The sequence below is a fragment of the Vibrio sp. 03-59-1 genome, from assembly GCF_013114135.1.
Classification (GTDB): Bacteria; Pseudomonadota; Gammaproteobacteria; order Enterobacterales; family Vibrionaceae; genus Vibrio; species Vibrio cortegadensis.
On the sequence record NZ_VTYA01000013.1, the window covers coordinates 96,862 to 118,333 of the forward strand.

Genomic DNA, 21,472 nt, shown 5'->3' on the forward strand with positions numbered 1-21,472 from the left:
TAAACGATAGGTTCAACTGATTGCATAGTATTTATTGCAGCTTGTCTATTTTAGGCAGCATGTTTCGAGAATAGCTACCGTCTTTTATCTCGTCTGCGATATTTTCAGCGATGGTGTTGAGTCGGTCGACTTTTTCTTGATCAAAACCATACATTCGCTGTAAGTCGCGTTCAGAAGCAATGGGAACTTCAAATTCTTTACCGACAATGGCCCAAATGTAAGAGTGCTCAGAATATCCAAGAGATTGGTTAATACTCGCAAGCGATTTTACGATTTCGATATTTAATTTATCTGGCTTGGTTAAGACTAGGGCATTGTGTAATAAAAAAATGGTTTTCGGTTTATCACGAGTCGTATAGAAGGTCGCAAGTGCGTACTGTAGCTCAGCGGTTTCGAGTTGTTTTGTTCCTTCTAAGCGCAAAAATTTTCTACGTGCATTGTCACTGCCAATTTGGCTCCATAAAAAATAGAGCGTGTTGGGCGCGGTAGAGTTTTTTAACTCTCCGGCAATACGTTCTTTCTCCGCGATGCTGTGTATTAGAGCGTTAAAACGTTTTTGTTTCAAAAGAGTTTGATCGATAGGGGCGATTTGAGATGCGAGTTCTAGGCACTTACTGTAAGCGGCGACAAATTCATACTCTTTGATTTTATTGTCATCCGTTGGATTTTTCTTCACTTCAAATCGGTGCCAGATAAGATCCGTTCTCGGTAAACGGCATTGACCATCATTTATATTGAGTTGGTCACAACGTAGATCTGGGTTGTTATTACACAGCTTTTCTGTGGTGTTATTATTTTCAAAGCAGCCACTAACGATGAGTGGCACAGAAAGAGCGACTAGCCATTTTAGAGTTTTCATTGTTACTCTCTTGTGATCGAATAGACTTATTTTTTTAACAATCCTTGACTCAGTTTATCAACGGGTTATGTTCTGTCTGCAAGTGGTCAATATAAGGTGCATTATGAACCCAGAACAATTACTCGACGCGATGACTCCTGAAGTTTACGAACGTTTAAATTTTGCTGTAGAAACAGGCAAGTGGCCTGAGGGTACATCACTTTCTAAAGAGCAGCGAGATTCATGTATGCAAGCTGTGATGTTGTATCAATCTAAGCATAATGTAGATGCGCAACATATGACAGTTGCGGCAGGTGGCGATATTAGCTTTAAATCGAAAGCTGAATTAAAAAAACAGTTTCAAGCCGATCAAAGCGATATCGTGAGAATGAACGTGAGTCGTGGCTAATACGTCATCTCTAATACTAAACTTAGATAGAAAAGGGTTGATGAACGTATTCATCAACCCTTTTTTGTATGCCATGACGGTAGTGTGGATACTATTTTATAGGCTCATTTCACCACGCAGAACTTGCTGCATTTTGGTTTTAATTTCGTCATAGCTTAAGTTTTGGCTAAGTAAAAAGTGTAGCTTAGCTAACGCCGCTTCTGGGGTCATGTCGAAGCCGCTAATCACACCTGATTCCGCAAGAGCACAGCCTGTTGCATAACCCCCCATATTGACTTTTCCAGCCAAACATTGCGTTAGGTTGACCACTATCACGCCACGCTCAGACGCATCTTTTAAGTGGCTTAGCAACTCAGGGTTTTGTGGTGCATTACCTACTCCAAAAGTAAGTAAGATCATCGCTTTTACAGGCTGTAGCAATGTATTGCGAATGACTTCGTGTGAAATGCCTGGGTACATTGTAATTACACCAATAGGTTGAGGTGTAATATCGTGAACCTTAAAAGCGCCTTCAGGTTGCTGGTTGACCGTAATGCTGCTGTTTATCTGGATGTTAATCCCTGCATCTAGTAGTGCGGGCATGTTTGGTGAAGTAAATGCGCTGAAACCATCTGCGTGAGATTTAGTACTACGATTACCTCTCATCAATTGATTATTGAAAAAGAGCGACACTTCATTGATAGGGTAGTTGGCTGCAATATGAAGCGCATTAAGCAAGTTAGCTTGACCGTCAGAACGTAACTGAGCCAGAGGGATTTGTGAACCCGTTACGATGACTGGTTTGCCTAAGTTCTCAAGCATGAACGATAAGGCCGAAGCGGTATATGCCATGGTATCAGTACCATGAAGAATAACGAACCCATCATACTTATCGTAGTTTTCTCTAATGTCATCAGCAATTTGTTGCCAATCCATTGGTGTCATATCTGAAGAGTCGATCAGAGGTTCGTATTCGTGGATTGTGTAATCTGGCATTTCTGGTCGATGAAACTCAGGCATGCTTTGTAATTGTTTTTCCATGAAACCAGCGACAGGAACAAAGCCATGATCTGATTTTTGCATGCCGATGGTTCCGCCTGTGTAGGCGATATAGATATGTTTTCTAGCCATAGCTTGAAATCACTTAATGTTATGTAGGGAACAGGGCTGCGATTATATATCCAATCGTCACGCAATAAAAAGGGGAGCCTCACATAGAGACGCCCCTTTTATTCGATAGTTGATACTCAGTTAACTATTATTGAACTTGGCAGTTTAAACAAAAAGCATATTGCCCTTTAGGGTCGTTAAAACTGTTGAGTAATTGAGCGTCTTGAGTTAATTGTTCTGAGATAGGTCGAATGCTCGCAGGAAGCAAAGAATTAACATCTAGCCCAACGGATATCTGAACTTGATTGATAAACTCCTGTATAAATTGCTCTGCTGGTGAAAGTGGCTCTTCCACCCAGTAAACATTGTATTCACTTAATTGTGCGAGCTCAGCAGCAAGCGCAACAGCATCATCGAAATCACCCATTTTATCGACCAGGCCATGTTTCAATGCATCTTGGCCTGTCCAAACTCGACCTTGAGCGACAGAGTCCACTTGTTCACGCGACATGTTACGGCTCTCACCAACTAACCCAAGGAAGCGATTGTAGCCATGTTCAATTCCTAGTTGGAAGGCATCGGCTGCGCCTTTGGATAAACCTTTCGTGATCCCAACGTCGGAGAATGGTGATGTTCCTACGCCATCAGTGTATACCCCTAGCTTATTAAGGCCTTTTTCGAACGTCGTGATCACACTGAAAATACCAATCGATCCAGTCAATGTTGTCGGCTGAGCCATAATTTGATCGGCCCCCGCGGAAATCCAGTAGCCACCAGAAGCAGCAAGACTAGACATAGATACAACTACGGGTTTTCCAGATGCTTGAATCGCTTGAACTTCGTTGCGAATAACTTCTGATGCGAACGCACTTCCACCCGGGCTATCAACACGTAAAACCACCGCTTTAACTTTGTCATCATTTCGAGCCTGACGAAGTAGAGCGGCTGTTGTGTCTCCACCGACAGTACCGCGAGGTTGCTGGCCATCAAGAATAGCGCCACTTGCAATGATCACTGCAATATCGTCACTCGCAGTATTGAGCTGTGGTGCAAGTGTGGTGCGATATTCGTAATACCCCATAGCGTTGTAGCTGTCGTTACCATCACTGCCAAATACATCAGCCATTGCTGCTCTAACTTGTTGTCGAGTCGCAAGTTCATCCACTAAACCTAGTTTCAAAGAGAGAGCTGCAAGATCACCATCGACGGATTTCATCAGAGCAAGGAACTCTTTCATTGAAGGGTTCAGTGTTTTGACATCTATTTGGCGATTATTGGATACGTCATCAACATACGCGCCCCATAATTGAGTCAACCAACGTGATGCAGATTGTTTCGCTGCCTTTGACATATCATCGCGAATGAAAGGTTCAATGGCTGATTTATATGTACCGACACGGAAGACATGGGTATTGACGTCTAATTTTTCTAGTAAGGTTTTGTAATATAAGGAGTAAGCACTATACCCTTTGATCATTACGCCACCATCAGGAGACAGATAAACCTTATCGGCATAACTGGCTAAATAATATTGGCTCTGATTATAAAAATCGCCAATGGCGTAAATAGGTTTACCTGAAGATTTAAACTCATTGAGTGCTTTAGCGATGTAACGCAACTTCGTTAAATTGGTTTCTGGTAATTCACGCAAGGCGAGCACAATACCTGTGATTTTTTCATCGTCTTTTGCGGCTCGGATGGTTTCCACAATATCGAAAAGCACATTCTCTTTTGGAAGATCTTGTCCAAGCAGTGAGCCTGTGACTGAATCCATTGGATTGATTTGGCGACTTTGCTCCACAATCGGCCCAGAAAGATTAAGAACCAGTGCTGACTCTTTCTGTACTTGCGGTTGTTCGGCATTACCATGGAAATAGACAAAATAAACAATGGCAATACTGAGCAAAAAGAGCAGGTTAGCCAGAGCAAGACGAATAAAAGTAATGGCTTTCCAAATACCTTTAAAAATCATGCGTATAAAGTTAAATACTGTTTTCATCGGGTCCCCACAACTCATATGGATGAGTGCTGATGATTAGTTGGAGAGTAAACTCAATAATATTAGTTACTTATCCTACGTTAATTGTTTGAAGCAAACCACCTCAAGATTGACACGCCAGCGTTGATTCTTATCTATGTGATTATCAACCATTAGTTTTTATTTTAGCTTCTCTTTCAATGTTTTGTTGCTATTTGAAAGTAGAACAAGATGATCAGTGTTACAAAATTGTAAACGGATGTTTGATTTTTTGTCTGGTGAGTAATATTGTGGTCAGACCACAAAAACTAGAATGAAAAGTGATGTCAGCCATGTACCCACATTTATTAGAGCCATTAGATCTAGGATTCACTCAGTTGCGAAATCGCGTTTTGATGGGATCGATGCATACAGGTTTAGAAGAGCATAAAGAAGGTTTGCAAAAGCTTGCCGCGTTTTACGAAGAGCGCGCGAAAGGCGGTGTTGGCCTAATAGTGACTGGGGGCTTCTCTCCGAACTTACGTGGACGTTTACATCCATTAAGTGCGGAGTTTAGTAAGCCAAAACATGCGCGAGCTCATCAAGTGGTCACTGAAGCCGTGCATAAACATGGTGGGAAAATAGCACTGCAAATTTTACATGCTGGTCGTTACGCGATGCACCCTTTTGCTCAAAGTGCGTCTGGCATGAAAGCGCCTATCGCTAAATTCTCTCCAAGCGAAATGAGCCCTCGTCAAATCAGAAAAACCATTGATGCCTTCGCAAACAGCGCCGAACTTGCACAGCTTGCAGGGTATGACGGTGTAGAAGTGATGGGATCAGAAGGGTATTTGATTAACCAATTTATCTGTAAACGCACCAATATGCGATATGACGATTGGGGCGGTAGCTACAAAAAACGCATTCGATTCCCATTAGAGATTGTGAAAGCAATTCGTGCCGCCGTCGGAAAAGACTTCATCATTATTTTCCGTTTATCCATGCTCGACTTGGTTGAGCAGGGCAGTACATTCGAAGATGTTGTTGAGCTTGCGCAAGCACTCGAAGAAGCAGGTGTCACCATTATTAATACGGGCATTGGTTGGCATGAAGCACGAATTCCAACGATTGCCACGCAAGTACCGCGCTCAGCATTCTCTTGGGTCACTGAAAAAGTAAAACCTTATCTAAAAGTACCAGTGATCACATGTAATCGAATCAATACGCCGGACGAAGCCGAAAAAATATTAAGCACTGGGCAAGCCGATATGGTGTCAATGGCGCGTCCATTCCTTGCCGACCCTGAATTTGTATTAAAAGCTGAGCAAAATAATGCGCAATTTATTAATACCTGTATCGGTTGTAATCAAGCGTGTCTCGATAATGTATTTAAAGCGAAACGAGCCAGTTGCCTAGTCAACCCGAGAGCATGTCATGAAACCGAAATTGTCGTTCAGCCTGCTGAAGTAAAAAAACGTGTCGCGGTCATTGGGGCGGGGCCTGCGGGGCTCTCTTGTGCGACTACATTATCGGAACGAGGACACCAAGTGGATCTCATTGAGCGAAATGATCGAATTGGTGGTCAATTTCGCTTAGCAATGCAGATCCCGGGGAAAGAAGAGTTCAGGGAGACGATTCGATATTTTGCTAATCGCATTGATCAAACAGGCGTGAATTTGAAGCTAGATACTGAAGCGACATTCGAGATGCTTAATGATTATGATGAAGTGGTGATGGCATCTGGTGTTGAACCGCGTAAAGTAAAAATTGAAGGTATTGATGATCCCGATAAAGTTGTCGACTACCAGACATTGATTAAAGAAAAAACACCCACAGGTGAAAAAATTGCGATTGTTGGTGCTGGAGGCATAGGTATTGATGTCGCAACCATGTTAACTGAGCCTGCCGGACATAATTTAGATGACTGGTTGCATGATTGGGGCATTGATAAAGAGATGTCACATCCGGGGGGGTTATATCCATACCCAGATTCATTCAGTGATAAAACGGTATGGGTTCTACAACGTAAAGTAGGACGAGTAGGAAAAGGGCCGGGTAAAACGACAGGATGGATCCATAAGCGCACATTAGAAAAACGTGGTGTGAACTTAATGGGGGGAGTCAGCTACGATAAAATAGATGCTGATGGGCTACACATTTCGATTAAAGGTAAGCCACAATTACTTGAGGCTGATAAAATTGTCATTTGTGCAGGTCAGGAATCAGTTCGTCCTTTTGAAGACAAATGGCATGATTTAGGGGAAAAACTTCATGTAATCGGCGGGGCGGATCATGCCGGTGAACTGGATGCCGTTAGAGCAATACGTCAAGGGGTTGAATTGGCGATTAAGCTGTAAGCTATTGAAATAGTATTGAGGTTTAAAGTGCCCATATTGAGACTTATTATCGTTTATGTTCTATGCTAGAGTGAGGGAAATCGGATATTTCCTAATAAAAAGAAAAACAAAGCGATAAATAAGGATTCACTATGGATGCGTTAGATCTCTTGCTAAATAGACGTTCAATTGCCAAATTGTCATCACCAGCACCAGAAGGTGTTGTGCTTGAAAATATCATAAGAGCAGGGTTGCGAGCGCCAGATCATGGAGCGTTAACCCCTTGGCGATTTGTGATTTCACAAGGTGAGGCGGGGCTACAAAAGTTAGCGGATATTTTAGTGAAAGCGGCAGTTTCTGATGAGAGTGAAGATGCGGTGATAGAAAAGGTAGGGAAAGCGCCTTTTCGTGCACCCATGGTCATTACCGTGATCGCGAAAGTGACGGAGCACGATAAAGTGCCTGCATTTGAACAACATCTTTCTGCTGGTTGTGCGGCTCAAGCAATGCAAATGGCTGCTGTAGCACAAGGTTTTCAGGGATTTTGGCGCTCGGGAAAATGGATGTTTCACCCTCAAGTTCGCGCAGCTTTCGGTCTTGAAGGAGAGGATCAAATCGTTGGTTTTCTTTACTTAGGCACGCCGGGTTGCACACCAATGCGAGTTCAAGAGCGAGATTTAGATAAATATGTCGAGTATTTATAACTATTATTAACAATAACTGTATAAACAAACAGTTTTTCTTGATTTGTTGAGGCCACATTAGATAATGTGGCCTCAACTGTTTCTAACATGTCTCAAAAATAGAATTTCATAACTATGCCTCGTCTTATTATCGCCGAAAAACCCAGTCTTGGCCGTGCTATTGCAGCGGCACTTCCTAATCCTCAAAAAAAAGATCAAGGTTTCATTCGTTGTGGTAATGGGGATATCGTGACTTGGTGTATTGGACACCTGTTAGAGCAAGTAGAACCAGACTGCTATGAAGAGAGATATAAAAAGTGGAACTTAAATGATTTGCCTATTGTGCCGCAGCAATGGCAATTAAGAGCGCGTAAAACATCGAGTAAACAGCTTACGGTTATTCGTAAGTTACTCAAGGAGGCGACACATATCATTCATGCGGGTGACCCAGACAGAGAAGGACAGCTATTAGTTGATGAGGTGATTGACTACTGCAAAGTGAGTAAGACAAAAAAATCGGCGATGGAACGGTTGTTGATCAGCGACTTAAATTTACCTGCTGTGAAAAGAGCACTCACACAACTTCGAAGTAACAGCGAGTTCATTCCATTATCAGTGTCTGCATTAGCACGCTCTCGAGCCGATTGGTTGTATGGCATGAATATGACCCGCGCATATACGCTATTAGGGCAGAAAGCTGGTTATCAAGGCGTGCTCTCTGTTGGGCGAGTTCAGACACCAATATTAGGGCTAGTCGTTCGTCGAGATGAAGAGATAGAAAATTTTATTCCTAGAGATTACTTCACCTTACATGCTTTGATCCCTTATCAAGATGGCAATCAGCAATTTGATATTCGGGCCCGTTGGAAGCCGAGCGAAGCCTGTTTACCGTGGCAGGATGAAGAAGGGCGTGTGCTGAATCGTAAACTTGTGGAAAATGTGGCTAAGCGAATAATGAACCAACCAGCAACGGTAACTGAGTCTGAACAGAAGCAAACCAAGCAATCTGCACCATTACCTTATTCGTTATCTGCACTGCAAATTGATGCTTCTAAGCGATTTGGTATGAGTGCTCAACAAGTGCTGGATGTCTGTCAGTCACTATACGAAAAGCACAAACTGATCACTTATCCACGTTCTGATAGTCGTTATTTGCCAACGGAACATTACTCGCAAGCTAGGTCGGTGAGTGAGGCGATAGGCAGTAACAGTAAAGAGTTAACAGAAGCGGTTCAAAACGCTAATTTATCCCTTAAATCAAAAGCATGGAATGATAAAAAAGTCGATGCGCACCATGCCATTATTCCAACGCCTAAGAAAATGTCGATGAATAGTTTGTCTGCCGATGAAATGAAAATTTATCAGCAAGTGGCAAGGCAATATCTGATGCAATTTTATCCATCAGCCGTTTATGCAGAGGCTAAATTGGTGTTTGATATTGCTGGTGGTGTGTTTATTGCGAAAGGCCGTCAATTGGTGTCGCCTGGCTGGAAAGCCTTGATGGGAAAAATTGAAGATGATAATGCAGGAGTGGATAGTGTTCCACCTTTAACAAAAGGTAGCGTATTAACATGTCGAGAAGGTGAGATTAAAGACCGAAAAACTGAACCGCCAAAGCATTTTACTGAAGCCACTCTATTACAAGCAATGACAGGTATAGCTCGATTTGTCGAAGATAAAGAGTTGAAGAAAATTCTTAAAGAGACGGATGGATTGGGCACTGAAGCGACACGAGCAGGTATTCTTGATACCTTGTTTAAAAGACAGTTACTCAAGCGCCAAGGAAAAACCATTTTAAGTAGCGAAGCGGGTCGTGGGTTAATTCATGCTTTACCTTCTGAGTCTACCTATCCCGATATGACAGCGCATTGGGAACATCAACTTCAAGGAATGGCAGAAAGAAATCAAGCCTATCAGCCATTTATGCAAGCGTTAGAAACTCGAATCGACCACTTAATGCACACCGTAAAAACAGGTGATATTCCAGAATCATTGAGGCAGCTTCCTAAGGTTGAACGCCCTGCTTTTAAAAGAAAGAAGCGAGCTTACAGCAAAAAGAAAAAGCAGTAAGGTTCATAGGTAGAGAGGAAAGAGAATAGAACGGTTTATTTGATCTCCGTATTCACTTCATTAATAAAAAACCCGACAAATGCCGGGCTTTTTTAGTCTCTAACGGTTAGATGTTAGTTTAGTTCAAATTGTAATCCGTCAACTAACCAACCATTGGTCCATATATTCATCTGTTGTATCTGCTTTCCCTGAGGAATAGTGAATGTTTCCACGACTTTGTTTGAAGCGTAATGTTTAGATCCTATGAGAATTGATGAGCCATTTTTGAAGGTGAACTTTAAGGCAATAATATGATTGCCACCCCAGTAATAATCACCAGAGGTTACTTGGATAGATTCAACTTGAGCTAAATTGACAGGCGAACGCAATGCTCCACCATCCCCACCGGCTAAATGATCAAGGCTTGTACCTAAAGCGTCAATCGCGAAACCAGAACGTACAAATAACGTTTGATCGTTTAATACATGATGGTTAGAGATCTCTCCTGTTTGGCGACCAAAAATGGGAGACTTCGTATTGTTTACAACGCCACGTAAGGTGCTTGAACGATAAGTATTGTGTGTTAACCAGCTAGATGTTGCACTGCTTGGGATCGACCCATCTTGACTGATATTCGAGAAATGGTAAGAGTGTTGGTTCCAAATACGTGTGGCATTTTTCCATGGCTTATCATCGTCCGCAGATTCATACACATAGACACCATGATTTATTGCATAAGGACGGTCATAATCATTAGCAACGACAATTAACTCTGCATTATCGTCACCTGCAAGATCGACAACAATTGGATATTCCCACAATGTACCTGAAGAGTTATCAATAGAGCTTAATACACGACCTGTTTGACCATCAAGAATACGAACGGTTTGACGATCTTGAACTAACACCTCATCAATGCCGTCATTATCGAAATCGAAAGCGGATACCCCAATTTTGCCACTATTTATGTCATCATTTGGTACTGACCACACTTTTTCCCCTTTGAAATTATACATATCCACGGCTGAATAGCCCGCATAAACGATGCCTTTGACATCGTGGTTGTCAGGTACTGATGCGATTTGAAACTGCAAGCCATCGACCAACCAATATGATGTCCAGACATTGATACTTTTGATAAAGGAGTTGTGTGGCACGGTCACTCGCTCAGTTTTGATATGATGAGAGTAGTAACGTTTTGAGCCCATCGATACTTGGGAGCCATCTTTTAAATAGAAATCTAAGGCAAGGACATGATATCCCCCCCACCAGTATCGACCTGAAGTAATATCTATTGCTTCAACTTGAGAGAGATCTATTGGGCTATTTAAATACCCGCCGTTACCTCCTACTACTGAACTAGGCGCAGTCCCAATCGCATCGATAGCTGCTCCAGAACGAATCCGAAGCTTATCACTCTCTTCAATGGTAATGGTTGCTGAAGGTGAGCTGTGGTAATTGGCGTAACCGAAAATTTTTGACAAGCTTGTTGTTATTGGAGTTTCACGACCTAAAAAATTTGATACAGCTTGAACGCCTCCCCCTGAATTTTCGAGGTTGGTCACTTCCCACTTTGTAGTTCCATCATGCTCCAAGACAGTAAACACACTATTTTCAGCTGAATTATACGTTGCTGGTACAGACACGATAACTTCTGGTTGCTTATCGTCATCGAGGTTGACTAAAGATGAGAACCAGACTGTATCATTGGCCTGGTATTGCCAATCGAAAGAACCGTTACTTTGATATAAAGCACCACCAGTAAAGACTTCTGCTCTTGAGTCGCCATTAAAATCACCACTAATCGATGACGGAGCCCAAGGGTGACTGAACACTAAACCAGTATCGTAATTGTATACAGCATTGGCTGAGAGAATCTCAATCGAGGCATCACCATCTAGATCGGCTAAAGAGATATCACCGACAGATCTCCACCCACTTTCCACCTTTGGAATTTGTTTTTTTATATTGCCGTCGACATCAAGAATATTGATAAAGTTGCTAGAGCTACTGGTTGTGACAATTTCCACAACGCCATCACCATCAAGGTCAGCAACTGCAGGAGGATAACGAGCATCAGCGATAATAGCACCGTTATTGTAAGCCCACAGTTCAGCACCGTCCGTGCCACTTAGAGCTCGAATTATACCGCCTTTCGCGTAATCTTTGTTCTTAAAGGTGATGATGATGACATCAGCGACATCATTATTATCAATTATATTGTCGCTATTATCGTCATTGAGTTGAGCGACAACAGGGGTTGCCATTACCTGAACCGAACTTGGCTCAAATTGACTCTGATTCCACGACCATTTTAAATTTGTATATATTTCATTCGAATGAATCGTATCTGCGTGTGCTGTGGATAGGGCTGTCGATATAGCGCCTATGGTAAGAATAAAATACTTGAGCGACATGAAAGCTTCCTTCTAATTCGCATGTTTAATAATTATTAAAATAATATAGGTGTGTCTGAAATATTAAATTAGTACTGGTAGTTATGAGCAAATCAGGTTAAGGGGGATGCTCTAGGGGAATTGTCTATATCAGGTAGATAAAGTTCAACTGCAAAGGAGGATAACATTGACTCATTAATGAGATGTTTCATAAATAAGAATTAAATTAAGAGGCTATCACCATTAATAATAAAAATTAAATACGGATTGATATGCTACTATTCTCTGTTGGTTGGTATGTTTTTTTGAGGCTATAAATTATGAAAGGATTAATTTTACTATTTGCATCTCTTAGTCTACCGATCATGAATGCACAGGGTAATGTATACGATGTGACCTATTTTGGTGCCATAGCAGATGATGGTAAAGATGACAGTTTAGCTTTTCAGTCAGCGTTAGCAGAATTAAATGATGACGATACGCTAATGATCCCAAATGGGCTTTATGATATTTGTCGAACTATTTCGTTGTTCAGTAAAAGAAATATATCGATTATAGGGGCAGGAAAAGCTGAACTGGCAAAGTGCGATGACTTTGTTGGTGAGTATCTGTTGTATATTAAGCACACGACAGATCTGATGATCTCTGATGTCGTATTTACTGGATTGAATAATGGAAACAGTAACCAAGTTTGGGGAGAGCAGGGGCTGTACTTAGCCAGTACCAAAAACAGTATGATAGTAAATAACGAGTTCTATCATTTTGGTGATGCGGCATTAAGGATAACGACAAGTCCTGACGAAGGAAAATATGCCGTTGGTTCTGAAGACATAATAGTAATGAAGAATAAGTTTCAGGGATGTGCTCAAGTAACAACGACTCAAGCAACCAAAAATACATTTGTCGGAGGGAGTAATGATATTTCTATTATCGAAAACCAATTTGTTGAATGTTCACTTAAATTATCATCAAGAACAGAAGTGTCGAATGCAAAAGTTATAAATAATGACTTCAATAATATTAACGGAAGCGCCGTGGAGTTAAGTTATTACTCAGACGTTCTTTTTGAAAATAACAATTTATCAAACATTGATGGATTCTTGTTGAATATCTACCCAAACTCTAGATCAGACAGAAAGGTTAGTTGGGGTGGATTGAGAATTAATCATAATCAGTTTAGCTATTCTCAGCAAGGAATTAGATTGCAGAGTTATTCTGATTGGGAACAAGCAACTAGCCCTATTGAAAATATATCTATAACAAACAATGAATTTCAAGTCATCACATTTGATGGTGTGAGTAACCCTCAATATCAAACAGCGATCCGTACAATAACAAAGGATGAGCGCTGGTCATTTTCTAACGTCGCTATAAAGAATAATTCATATAGAGATGAATATACGTTTTTATTCATCGATAAAAACGTAATTGATATCGATATTGAGGGAAATAATAGTATTCCAGTTGAGGCTAGTATCGATTAGTCTTTGAATACGCTTAGAGAATACTCTATGTGCTGACCAGATGCTACATCATACATCTGCGTAGTGAGCACATACTCACCTTTAGGATAACTTGCATCGAATCTGAATCCACGAGCTTTAGTATACGAGTCTTCCCCGTCAATAGTTAGAGCTTGTCTAGAGTTAATTGGGATGTTGAGTCCGTCAGGGCCTTCTGCGGTTATCCAAAACTCAACACTAGCAGGGATTTCTCTGGCATTTTGAACATCAATATAAAGAGGTAGGTAACCGCCATCACTTGGAATACTCGACGCAATAGATAAAGAAACTTGTAAACTTAGACCGTCAATAACTGCTGGATTTAATAAATCAACGCCCTTAACAAACTGGCTTGACTCTTTAAATATTACCCCGGTGTCAGTATTTACACCTTCAATAGATACAGTATATAAGCCATCTTCCATATAATCACGAATCCAAATTCCTCGACTGAAACTGAGAATACTTCCAGTTTCTACCGTCTCAATATTAGAGTTATCGCCTTGCACTACTGATTTAGCAGGGAAAGATAAACCTTTTGGGCCTTTTACTGATAGCCAATATTTAATGTTTTCGAAGTCATTGCTTTTATTATTTATGAATATATCCGCAGATAAGTAGCCACCAGTTTCTTGGATATTTTGGGTTGATAGTTCAATGTTTGCAGATGTTTGTTGAGTGGTTTCATCGGCACTAACTGACATTGTCGTAAATAAAGAGGTAAAGCTAATCAAGAGCGAAGAGTATAATTTTTTCATCTTAACACCATAAGTTATTTAATAAGGGGTGAATTTATTTCGAAATGAGTCTAGCAAGCAAATATTCAACGCACAATAGGCGTTGATTTATCAATAATAGAGTCAGAATAATAAATTAAAAAATTTTATTTCGATGAGAAATTTATCAAGGAGATGATAACCAAGGCTCACTTTTTACTTTAATAGTAGGCGTTTTTGAAAAAATGAACTTGTTATAACTTACTGTAAATAAAGCCTTTTAATGTTATTTAAGAATGGATGAGGCGGGTGAGGGCAGATGACTGAGTCAGATTGCAAAGCTGATGGTTAAATTTTGAACACAAGCTGCTTCCAAGTCTTAGAGCATGAAATTGTCAGCATAAAATAACTTTATATTTAATGTTAGTTGCAATTATGAGACAAACTCAGGTCGCGTCTTAAGATATTATCCTTGCCATCAAAAGACACAGGATATTCAAGAAGCGATTATCATCATTTAGGACCTTGTTATTTGTCATGGAAAGAAAAAATCTATCAATTCTTGTCGTATGTGCTGGGAATATATGTCGTTCTCCAATGGCAGAAGCCGTTTTGAGGCAAAAGGCGCAGCAGAGAGATTTATGCTGGAAAGTTGATAGTGCTGGTGTCTTAAAATTTATTCAAGGGAAGGACCCCGATCCTAAAGCTATATTGGTTGCTAATAATCGTGGTTACAATCCTTTAGTTTCAAAGTCTAGGAGAATAATAAATGATGATTTTGAAACGTTTGATCTGATTTTAGCTGTTGATAAATCAACGCTTGCAGACCTTTTTGATATTTGTCCATTTGAATATAGATATAAATTATCTCTGTTTTTATCCCATAGTCTCATTAATGAAACAGAAATCCCCGATCCATACCAAGGTGGGATATCACTTTTTGAACAAGCATTTGACTTAATTGATGTTGGTTCTGAAGGGATCTTTAATAAACTTACTGCTTAGCGCGAGATCTAATATCTCATGCAGAGCGCGAAAATATAAGTGTTTATAAACAATGATTATGTTGTTACTGCTGTAAATAGCACTCTAGAGGCGATATCTAGTGGCGGTAGCGTGCTCAAAATTTGTGATAACTACTGATTTCAATGTTGTGAAGTGAATCTCGACCTTGAGTAGGTATTTTAATTGGAATAACAGGAAGTCGATATTGTGAAAAAGGTTCTAATTGCATTTGGTACACGGCCTGAAGCGATAAAAATGGCACCATTGGTTCATAAAATGAAGCAAGACAGTCGTTTTGAAACGAAAGTATGTGTGACAGGACAACATAGAGAAATGCTTGATCAGGTCTTGGCATTGTTTGAAATTATGCCTGATTTTGATCTGAATATTATGGAGCCTGGTCAAACGTTAAGTACCGTGACAACTAAGATTTTAAATGGAATGGAGGGCGTCTTAAAGACGTTCAAGCCTGATGTAGTTCTCGTTCATGGGGATACAGCGACGACTTTTGCTACATCACTAGCCTGTTATTACCAACAAATAGCGGTTGGCCATGTAGAAGCGGGCTTGCGAACTGGAAATATTTATTCGCCTTGGCCTGAAGAAGCAAATAGGAAACTAACCGGAGCACTGACTCAATATCACTTCGCACCAACAGAGACGTCAAAGCAAAATTTATTAAGTGAAAATTATAGCGCTGACACCATTCACACAACAGGTAACACTGTTATTGACGCTCTATTTATGATCCGCAATAAAATCAACAGCGATTCATACTTGAAAGAGACGTTGGACCAACAATTTTCAATGCTCGATAAAGAAAAAAAACTCATTCTAGTCACTGGTCATCGACGCGAAAGTTTTGGCGGAGGTTTCGAACGTATTTGTGAAGCATTATTGAAGACCGCTAAACAGCACCCTGAATGCCAAGTTCTTTATCCTGTCCATCTGAACCCAAATGTGCAAGAGCCAATCAATCGGTTATTGCGCGACGTTAACAATATCTTCCTCATTGATCCGCAAGAGTATCTCTCTTTTATCTATTTGATGGATAGAGCACACATCATTTTAACGGATTCTGGTGGTATTCAAGAAGAAGCGCCATCGTTGGGTAAACCTGTTTTGGTTATGCGAGATACAACGGAAAGACCAGAAGCGGTACAAGCCGGTACCGTTAAGCTAGTCGGTACAAATACACAAATTATTTATGAAGAGCTAACTCAATTGCTTTTAGATGGAAAGGCTTATGAATCGATGAGCCAAGCGCACAATCCATACGGTGATGGTCAAGCAAGTCAGCGTATCGCAGATATTTTAGCAAGATAAAATTTGAGGAAAAAAATGTTTAGTAAAGTTTCAGTTATTGGTTTGGGGTATATCGGGTTACCGACTGCGGCAGTGATTGCATCACGAGGAATTGATGTAATCGGAGTTGATGTCAATCAACACGCTGTCGACACCATTAATAAAGGTGAGATTCATATTGTTGAGCCGGATTTGGATATTGTCGTCAGAAGTGCGGTGATGACAGGAAAGCTGAAAGCTACGGTTACACCTGAATCTGCGGATGCATTTTTGGTTGCCGTACCTACTCCATTTAAAGGGGATAATCACGAGCCTGATCTTAGTTATATTGAAGCCGCGGCAAAAGCTATTGCACCAGTACTTGAGAAAGGAAACTTGGTGGTTCTAGAAAGCACGTCACCTGTAGGGGCAACAGAAAAACTGTCAGGTTGGTTGGCAGAGGCAAGGCCGGATTTAACTTTCCCACAGCAGAAAGGCGATGGGGCCGATATTAAAGTGGCTCACTGTCCGGAGCGCGTATTACCTGGCTATGTATTGCAAGAACTCGTGAGTAACGACCGCGTGATTGGTGGCATGAGCAAGTCTTGCAGTGAAAAATCGGTGGAGCTGTACAAAACGTTTGTTAAAGGGGAGTGCATTGTAACCAACTCTCGTACAGCTGAAATGGCGAAACTGACAGAGAACTCATTCCGAGATGTGAATATTGCTTTTGCAAATGAGCTATCTCTTATTAGCGAAAAACTTAAAATTAATGTGTGGGAATTGATTAAGTTATCCAACCGTCACCCACGCGTTAACATCTTAAACCCTGGTCCAGGTGTAGGTGGACACTGTATTGCGGTAGACCCGTGGTTCATAGTCAATAGTTGCCCAGAAGAGTCAAAACTGATTGCCGCGGCACGTAATGTTAATGATGGCAAACCACAATGGGTTGTTGAGCAAGTTAAACAAGCCGCGGACCAATTTAAAAAACCAGTAATTGCATGCCTTGGTGTTGCATTTAAAGCGGACATTGATGATCTACGTGAAAGCCCTGCATTAGATATTACAGCGAACTTAGCTCAGGATGATATTGGGCAGATTCTTGTTGTTGAACCGAATATCTCTGATTTACCGAACCAATTAGCAGAAGCGGGTGTTGAATTAGTGACACTTGAGCGAGCGATGGAAATTGCCAATGTTGTTGTTGTTCTTGTTGATCATAAAGAGTTCAAAGCAGCAGATAAAACCTCTTTTGCAAAGAAAGTGGTGATTGATACTCGAGGCGTAGTCGCTTAACAAACAGATGGCTTTTACTGATCTGCACTGTCTTATTGCGGTGTGATGCAAACTTAATTAAGGCAGCGTTATTTCTTAATGTTGCCTTAAAGGAAACGTAATGAAAAAGATATTGCTTATTGTTCCTCTCAGCACAGTCAAGTGGGGAAGCGAAAACGCAGGAGGAGTAGATAGTGTTTGTCAGCAAATCATTCGTTCGTTAGCAGAAAAGCCGCCAGAAGGCTATATGTATGAAATAGTTGCAATTAAAGTGGGTACGACGGAGGTTGAATTATTTGAACAGTATGCTTTACATGAAAGGGTAACGCTTACATTTATCCCAGAAAAAGAGACGTTATTTGGGATTACGGTGCCTGGGTTTGTTTATCATAATTACTTTCTATACAAAAAAATAAAAGAATCTCAGCCGGATATAGTACATAGCCATTTAATAAGCCTCCCACTATTTTCGTTCAATAATGTTAAATCCATACTGACACTTCATTCTTTTGGGAAAATAGCGAGAAAGTCACGAGGTTTTTTTAACAATATAATTTTTGAGTTAATCTTGCCAAAAATGACTCTGTCAAAAGCAAACATGATCACATGCGTAGGCGATATAATTTTTGATGAAGTGAAGGGAGAACACCTTCATAAGTTAGTTAAGATCGGCAACCCAATTGATAGCTCGTTCTTCCATGCGAAAAATAGTTGCTCATATGGTGACTCAGTAATTCGGTTAGTTACTTGTGCCCTGATAACACCTCGTAAACAAATTGATCTAATCATTGAGTTAACTAAAACTCTGAGTAGTTCAATTAATGTAGAGCTAACTATTATTGGCCCAGATGATAATGAATACTCGAGAGAATTAAAGATAAAAACTAGAAACTTAAATATTAGCGATAAAGTTCATTGGATGGGTGCGATGTCTCAAGCGCAGATAATTGAACAATATGAACTTGCGGATTTAGGTGTTTTCTTATCAAAGGAAGAGACATTTGGGCTAGCACCGTTGGAGATGTTAGCTGCAGGGTTGCCGCTGATATCGACGTCTGTCGGTATCCTGGATGAGAAAAATTCATTTTTCAGAGGATTAGGCGTTTGCTTTATTGATGTAAATAGAATGGATGATGAAGTATCTAGAATATTAGCGTACATAAACAGTGTGAAGACAATTGATAGAGACGAAATAAAATCCATTTTTTCAATAGACAGCGTCGTTGAGAAGTATCAAGTGGCATACGGAAATATTAATAGTGATAAGTAAGCTTTTTAAATATGCGCCGGTTCAAATACTCTCTGCATTTAGCCTGTTTTTACTCATCTCAATTCAGACGAGGTATTTATCTCCGAATGAATACGGTCTGTTAGCAATTTTCTTAGTATTTACAGAAGGTGCTCGCTCTGTACTAGTTCAATGGATTAATAACTGCTTAGTGAGATTCTATTCAACATCATCATCAAAGTTGAAATTTGTATCACAGTTGTCATTTTGGTTGTTGGTTTGCTTGTTTTTATCATCACTTGTTATTTTCATATGCATGATGATGTTTAATGTTTTCACCGTAACAAATTTTGCAGCCATTTATCTGTTGTTAATATCAAAGAGTTTATATTTATATTTAACGGAATGTGCAAGGGTTGAAGAGCGAGTGACTCATTATCGAAAAGCTGTTTTTGTTCAATCAATGTTGTCTGTAATAATAAGTTATATTACCCTTTTGTATTATGAGAATATTGTGTCAGCTATATTTGCATTGATTGTAAGCTATACAATTTCATTAGTAATTGTTGGATATCATGGGACAATATCTAATAAATATAATAAATCGATGAAAACTACACTGCTTAGTTTTGGCCTTCCATTAATGATATCTGGATTACTAGGTATACTAGCATCACGTAGCGACCGGTTGCTCATTGCATCATTAACTGATCTTGAACAGGCTGGGTTATATTCTGCGGTTTCTAATTTGTTAATGGGAATTATGTCACTAGTATTTATGGTCGTAGCATTACCACTTTTCCCTGAGTTGACTAAAGTAGTTAATGACAAATCAGAACTGTATAAGAAGCATCGATACTATGGAGGTGTTATATGCGCACTCAGTATACCGTCGACAGTTGGTATATGTTTGCTAGCACCACATTTAGTTAAATTATTCTTAGGTGAATCCTACCAAGGTATGGATCTAAAGATATTTTACGCTTTATCTATTGCTACTTGGTTTTTTAATATTAAGTGTCATTTTTTGGACCATGGATTTCAATTCGTAATGAAAACAAAGTGGATGCCAATTTTAACCTTAAGTGCATTTGTCATTCAGGTCGGAATTTCTTTGAAACTAATTCCAGTGTATGGAGCGATAGGTGCTGCAATCAGTTTTATGTTAGCGTTTTTTGTAGTTTCAATTTTCACTTTAATCGTGGGGACGTGCCTTGGGTATCGGTATCCGTGTCCTCAACATCTACCTGAAACTTTATTGGCAACCATGATGATGGCTATATCTGTAAATGTTACTGGCATGTATACAAATATACTACCGAGTTGGCTTGTTATTATTATCTTTATCAGCGTTGGATTTTTATCATATGGGTCAGTGCATTTTATGTTAAATAGCTTTTCTATCAAAGACTACATAAAGGGCTTAACTGTCAATGAAAAGCACTAGTATCTATCTCTATGTTGTAATTTCTATTATCTCGTCGGTAACTCTTGGTGGGTATTTTCTTGAAAATATAGGGATTCCTTATGTATCAAATGGTGGTCCCGCATTTGTAAAAATACATATTTATGCATATACAATTATGTTTTCCTTTGCAATTGTTACATTAAAGTTGGGGCCTCGATGGTTTGAATTATCATTAGGGAAATTGAATAGTATTTGGTACGTAAGTATTTTATCTTTACTATTTGTTGTGGTCTATGGGTTTGTTCGACATGGAACATCAGGGATGGCATATTTGATTAATACATTCCTCTCACCACTGTTGTTAATACCATTGCTTTCAATAATAAGTAAAGATCAAGCAAGTAAATTACAAAAGTTAATAGCTTATTTGATACTCATAAACTCAATTATAGCAATTATAGCAATTATTGAATACTTACTGCATTTCCGTGTAGTCAATGTTGAGTTCAATTCTTTTTCGTTTTTTCGTTCAACAGCTCTGCTCACACATCCGCTAAACAATGCTCTTATTACTGCAAGCCTTGCAATTCTTATTTTCAACAGAAGTGTAGTGCCAAGTTTTCTGTATGTGTTGATTATTCTTTTATCTCTTTTTTCTTTTGGAGGAAGAGCAGCTTTAGTCATATTTTCTGTCACAGTTTTTCTTTATTGTCTTCCTGTGTTGTGGCGATTTTGTACAACTGGTGTCAATGGGGACAAGTTTAAAATCTCGATGCTGTTGCTTTTAGGCTATTTTTCACTGCTTATATTTATATTTGTTTTGATTGATTCAAATATTTCAGATCGAATCATGTCAAAACTCTATATAGATAGCAGTGCTTCGGCTCGGATTGATGTGTTTTATTTATTTGAACAGCTAAGCATTTCCGAATGGATCTTTGGCGCTAGTGATAGACTTCTTGAATCGATAGAATTGTATATTGGGATAAAAGTTATTGAAAATTATATTATTGGTTGGATTTTTACATTTGGACTATTAGGGATGATACCTTTAACAGTATGCGTTTTTCTTCCAATGTTTTTCTTCGCTATAAATGGAAGGTATTCGGACAAGTTAGCGATGATGACATTCTTCGTTATAAGCCTAACAAATAATTCATTAACAACTAAAACACCAGTATTACTTCTGTTTTTATGTATTCTCTATTTGAGGTATAAAGAATGTCAGGACGAAACAAAAAGTATAAATTATTGATGAATGGGTATTGTAACAAATGTTGATAAACTTAATGTT

At 39.7% G+C, this 21,472-nt stretch carries 16 protein-coding genes; 11 read left to right on the forward strand and 5 right to left on the reverse strand.

What is annotated here, in order from left to right:
* Positions 1 to 31: 31 nt before the first annotated feature.
* The gene (locus F0249_RS14205) at positions 32 to 859 is read right to left on the reverse strand and encodes a DUF2989 domain-containing protein (protein WP_171757035.1); all 828 of its coding nucleotides are present in this window, start codon (positions 857 to 859) and stop codon (positions 32 to 34) included.
* Between the two features lie 103 nt (positions 860 to 962).
* Between F0249_RS14205 and F0249_RS14210 the strand changes: the two genes are divergently transcribed.
* Positions 963 to 1,247, forward strand: a complete 285-nt coding sequence (locus F0249_RS14210) for a YeaC family protein (protein ID WP_017053090.1) — start codon at positions 963 to 965, stop codon at positions 1,245 to 1,247.
* 96 nt (positions 1,248 to 1,343) lie between these two features.
* Here the strand turns inward: F0249_RS14210 and ansA are convergent, their stop codons facing one another.
* Positions 1,344 to 2,357: an asparaginase gene (gene ansA, locus F0249_RS14215; protein WP_113799886.1), complete on the reverse strand. Its 1,014-nt coding sequence runs from the start codon at positions 2,355 to 2,357 to the stop codon at positions 1,344 to 1,346.
* Positions 2,358 to 2,484: 127 nt separating this feature from the next.
* A complete protein-coding gene (gene sppA, locus F0249_RS14220) occupies positions 2,485 to 4,335 on the reverse strand; it encodes a signal peptide peptidase SppA (protein ID WP_171757036.1) in 1,851 nt (616 codons plus the stop codon).
* Positions 4,336 to 4,637: 302 nt separating this feature from the next.
* On the opposite strand from sppA, the gene F0249_RS14225 reads away from it, so the two are divergent.
* The 3 genes from F0249_RS14225 to F0249_RS14235 all read left to right on the forward strand — a co-directional run bounded on the left by F0249_RS14225 (position 4,638) and on the right by F0249_RS14235 (position 9,382).
* On the forward strand, positions 4,638 to 6,650 hold the full coding sequence (locus tag F0249_RS14225) for an NADPH-dependent 2,4-dienoyl-CoA reductase (protein ID WP_171757037.1): 2,013 nt from the start codon (positions 4,638 to 4,640) through the stop codon (positions 6,648 to 6,650).
* A gap of 131 nt (positions 6,651 to 6,781) precedes the next feature.
* Positions 6,782 to 7,333, forward strand: a complete 552-nt coding sequence (locus F0249_RS14230; protein WP_017053488.1) for an NAD(P)H nitroreductase — start codon at positions 6,782 to 6,784, stop codon at positions 7,331 to 7,333.
* Positions 7,334 to 7,447: 114 nt separating this feature from the next.
* Entirely contained in the window at positions 7,448 to 9,382 is a 1,935-nt protein-coding gene (locus F0249_RS14235; RefSeq protein ID WP_171757038.1) for a DNA topoisomerase III, read from the forward strand.
* A gap of 113 nt (positions 9,383 to 9,495) precedes the next feature.
* Here the strand turns inward: F0249_RS14235 and F0249_RS14240 are convergent, their stop codons facing one another.
* Positions 9,496 to 11,778 (reverse strand): beta-prism lectin domain-containing protein, encoded by a 2,283-nt coding sequence (locus F0249_RS14240; RefSeq protein WP_171757039.1) that lies wholly within the window; start codon positions 11,776 to 11,778, stop codon positions 9,496 to 9,498.
* Between the two features lie 299 nt (positions 11,779 to 12,077).
* Here F0249_RS14240 and F0249_RS14245 point away from each other — a divergent pair, with 299 nt between their 5' ends.
* Positions 12,078 to 13,241, forward strand: coding sequence for a glycosyl hydrolase family 28-related protein (locus F0249_RS14245; protein WP_171757040.1), 1,164 nt, complete (start codon positions 12,078 to 12,080; stop codon positions 13,239 to 13,241).
* On the opposite strand, the gene F0249_RS14250 is transcribed toward F0249_RS14245, so the two are convergent.
* Positions 13,238 to 14,017, reverse strand: coding sequence for an RbmA protein (locus F0249_RS14250; protein WP_171757041.1), 780 nt, complete (start codon positions 14,015 to 14,017; stop codon positions 13,238 to 13,240). The two genes, F0249_RS14245 and F0249_RS14250, sit on opposite strands and share 4 nt — an antisense overlap.
* A 495-nt stretch (positions 14,018 to 14,512) precedes the next feature.
* Here F0249_RS14250 and F0249_RS14255 point away from each other — a divergent pair, with 495 nt between their 5' ends.
* The 6 genes from F0249_RS14255 (at position 14,513) to F0249_RS14280 (ending at position 21,433) form a co-directional block, all read left to right on the forward strand.
* Complete coding sequence (locus F0249_RS14255; RefSeq protein WP_171757042.1) at positions 14,513 to 14,980, forward strand: low molecular weight protein-tyrosine-phosphatase; 468 nt, start codon at positions 14,513 to 14,515, stop codon at positions 14,978 to 14,980.
* 207 nt (positions 14,981 to 15,187) lie between these two features.
* Complete coding sequence (gene wecB / locus F0249_RS14260) at positions 15,188 to 16,306, forward strand: non-hydrolyzing UDP-N-acetylglucosamine 2-epimerase (protein WP_171757043.1); 1,119 nt, start codon at positions 15,188 to 15,190, stop codon at positions 16,304 to 16,306.
* A 15-nt stretch (positions 16,307 to 16,321) separates the two neighbouring features.
* Positions 16,322 to 17,563 (forward strand): UDP-N-acetyl-D-mannosamine dehydrogenase VpsB, encoded by a 1,242-nt coding sequence (gene vpsB / locus F0249_RS14265; RefSeq protein ID WP_113799902.1) that lies wholly within the window; start codon positions 16,322 to 16,324, stop codon positions 17,561 to 17,563.
* Positions 17,564 to 17,663: 100 nt separating this feature from the next.
* Complete coding sequence (locus tag F0249_RS14270; protein ID WP_171757044.1) at positions 17,664 to 18,812, forward strand: VpsD family glycosyltransferase; 1,149 nt, start codon at positions 17,664 to 17,666, stop codon at positions 18,810 to 18,812.
* The gene (locus tag F0249_RS14275) at positions 18,802 to 20,217 is read left to right on the forward strand and encodes an oligosaccharide flippase family protein (RefSeq protein WP_171757045.1); all 1,416 of its coding nucleotides are present in this window, start codon (positions 18,802 to 18,804) and stop codon (positions 20,215 to 20,217) included. The genes F0249_RS14270 and F0249_RS14275 overlap by 11 nt, the downstream gene beginning before the upstream one ends.
* Positions 20,204 to 21,433 carry a VpsF family polysaccharide biosynthesis protein gene (locus F0249_RS14280; protein WP_171757046.1) on the forward strand — a complete coding sequence of 410 codons (1,230 nt, stop codon included), beginning with the start codon at positions 20,204 to 20,206 and terminating at the stop codon, positions 21,431 to 21,433. The genes F0249_RS14275 and F0249_RS14280 overlap by 14 nt, the downstream gene beginning before the upstream one ends.
* The last annotated feature ends 39 nt before the right edge of the window (positions 21,434 to 21,472 follow it).